The organism is Protofrankia sp. Cr1 (genome assembly GCF_963555865.1).
Lineage (GTDB): Bacteria > Actinomycetota > Actinomycetes > Frankiales > Frankiaceae > Protofrankia.
Genome location: NZ_CAUVXO010000666.1, coordinates 1 through 2,696, shown reverse-complemented (window position 1 = coordinate 2,696; position 2,696 = coordinate 1). Strand labels below are relative to the sequence as shown.

2 protein-coding genes and 2 pseudogenes are annotated in these 2,696 nt (G+C 68.1%); all 4 read left to right on the top strand.

The genetic code is table 11. The features are described 5' to 3' along the window. Positions 1-119: 119 nt before the first annotated feature. A pseudogene (locus tag U9980_RS28850) lies at positions 120-293 on the top strand (helix-turn-helix domain-containing protein); the annotation flags it as partial. Between the two features lie 465 nt (positions 294-758). Then, positions 759-1,052: a hypothetical protein gene (locus tag U9980_RS27675; protein WP_322770621.1), complete on the top strand. Its 294-nt coding sequence runs from the start codon at positions 759-761 to the stop codon at positions 1,050-1,052. Next, complete coding sequence (locus tag U9980_RS27670; protein WP_322770620.1) at positions 1,049-1,393, top strand: DUF3987 domain-containing protein; 345 nt, start codon at positions 1,049-1,051, stop codon at positions 1,391-1,393. The genes U9980_RS27675 and U9980_RS27670 overlap by 4 nt, the downstream gene beginning before the upstream one ends. Positions 1,394-1,778: 385 nt before the next feature. Next, positions 1,779-2,696, top strand: a pseudogene (locus U9980_RS27665) (integrase); the annotation flags it as partial.

Here is a 2,696-nt window from a genome sequence, read left to right as displayed (position 1 = left end):
GAACGCAGCGTGTCGTGGGCGTCGTTTGACGAGTGCTGTCTCCGGGCCGGCGCCGCAGCGCCGAGACGATCCAGAAAAGCCATCGTGTGCGGGCAGGCAAGCCAGTGAGCGTCAAGGCGATGACGTGGGTCTGGGGGGCATCTGCGACAGCCGGAAACGAACGGCTGGTGCTGCTCGCGATCGCGGACACCGCGGACGACGACGGTGGGAACGCCTGGCCGTCGGTAGCGACGCTGGCTCGCAAAACTCGACTGGATGCGCGGACGGTGCAGCGGGTGATCCGCCGGCTGGCGGCAGGAGGACACCTTCTGATCGAGACGGCGGCGGGCCGCGGTGGGGCGAACATGTACACCGTCGTGATGAGCGGCACCGCCGAGCCGAAGCCGGGGCCTGTGGATAACAGACCGTCGGGTCGGCCTGACCCCCGGCAGGCTGCCAGGGGTGGCAATCCGCCGCCCCTGGCGCAACTGCGCCACCGCCCCCCCGGCACAGTTGTGTCACCCCTCCCCCGGCACAGCTGTGCCACCCGAACATCCTTGAACGTCCTTGAACCTCCACCGCCCGCGCAAGCTGCCTCGCCGGCGGACAGCCCTGGAGCTGTGGACGGTGGTGGAGGATCTCCGAAGGATCGGACAACCCCATCAGCGGCCAGGGTCTGCGACCGGGCTGCGGGAGAGCACCCAGCGAAAGCCGACGCCGCCGGCTTGCTGGCCGGGCTCGGATCGTCGTGGCGGCTGACGCCCAAGCAGCGGGCCCGCTTGGCCCCCCTGGTCGCCGCAGCGCTGGCCGCGGGCTGGGGGCCGGCCGGGCTCCGCGAGGTGCTCGGAGCAAACCCCGGCGGGGTCCGGTCGCCCTACGCGGTGCTCCGTGCCCGGTTGGCCGACCTGCCGGCCCCGCCAACCGTGCGCACCACGCCTGCCGTCGAGCGTCCAACCTGGTGCGGTGCCTGCGACGAGACGACCCGCCTCGTCGACCTCGACGACGGCCGCGCCAGCCGCTGCCCGACCTGCCATCCGTTGATCGCCGTGTCAGAAGGTCGGAGGGTGCCGTGAGGCTGCGGCCGCCCCTGGCGTACTTCGGGGGCAAGACCACAATCGCCGAACAGATCGAAACCCAGCTCCGCCCCGGCGGGCAGTTCCACGACATCCGCGAATGGGCGAACAAACCGCACGGCACCACCCTGCGCATCGCCGGTCTGCTCCACCTCGCCCACCGCCCGCACGACGGCTGGCACCACCCCATCGCCTCCGACCAGATGGCCGACGCCATCGCCCTCGCCGACGTCCTGGCCGCCCGCTACACCGCCGCGATGACCAGCGTCACCGCCGACCCCGCCGCCAAACCACAGTCCCCGCCGCGCCGGGCACCCCCGGCCGACGACAAAGACCCGTAGCCCAGAAGCAGAACGGGGTCCTGGCGCACGCCGCCAAGCAGAAGCGCCAAGACCCCACTCCCCCTGATCGCCTTCACAGAAGGAGCACTGACATCGTGCCCGCACCCACCACCCCCACCAACCCGAAGCCGCCTGCGCGGCCACGGCGAGACACGAGCACCTCTGGAACAACCTCGGCACGTACCGTGAAGCGCGAACTTGTCCCGCTTGCCGTGGTGCTAGCAGAACTCGGCGACGAACATGGGTCGTTGCCGCGGGCCACGTTCGACTCGTGGCGTCGTCGGGGTGTCGCCCCCAAGGTCATTAAACTGCCGAACGGGCACTTGCGAGTTGCCCGAGACGACCTGAATGCCTGGCTCGATGGCCGTATCCAGAATCCTGCAGCATGACCAGCCGGAACCCGTCATCGACCGGTAAACCTGAGGAGGTCCGGCCGACGACCTTCGCGGTCCGAGTCTGGGCAATCAAAGAGATCAGGAACAAAACAAAGCCCACTACTTATCAGGTACGTTGGAAGGTCGGAATGCGACCGTGGGCGAAAAACTATGCCACCAAGAGCTTGGCCGAGGCGCGCCGTGCCGAACTGCTCGCAGCAGCGAAAAAGGGTGAGGCGTTCGATATTCAGAGCGGCCTTCCTGTCGCCGATGTGCGCGCCCAGACCGAGCCTGAGCCAGCACCGCTGTCAACTCGGGCATGGCTGGAACACGCCCGGGATTTTGCGGACACGAAATGGGATGAACGACAGGCGCCGGGAACACGGCGGTCGCTAGCGGACGCACTCGCGACGGTCACACCAGCGCTGTTGACTGCGCCGGCACCAGCCGAGCTCGCCGAATCGGTACGCGAGGCGCTGTTCGGCTGGACGTTCCAATCCGGAACACGGAGGAGCCTCGCCACGGACGGAACGTGGGCCGAGAACCCTCCGCCTCCCGAGCTGGAGGCCGTGCTCGGCTGGCTTGCCGGTCATAGTCGGCCGATCGCGGATCTCGCAGACGACCCGGAGCTGATCAGATCCTGTCTGAACGTAATCAGCCAAAAACTGGACGGAAAGCCCGCAGCGGCTAACACAGTCCTGCGGAAACGGATCGCGTTCGGCGCTTGCTTGGCCTTCGCTGTCGAACGCGGCGACCTGGCAGAGAACCCGCTACCGGCGCTGTCCCGAACGGCGCCGAAGACCAGGGACCAGGTGGACCGAAGGGCGTGTGTAAACCACCATCAAGCCCAACGACTGTTGGAAGTTGGGGTGCGCCCGGTCGCACCAGACCTGGTTGCCTGGTATGGCGGTATGTACTACGGGGCGATG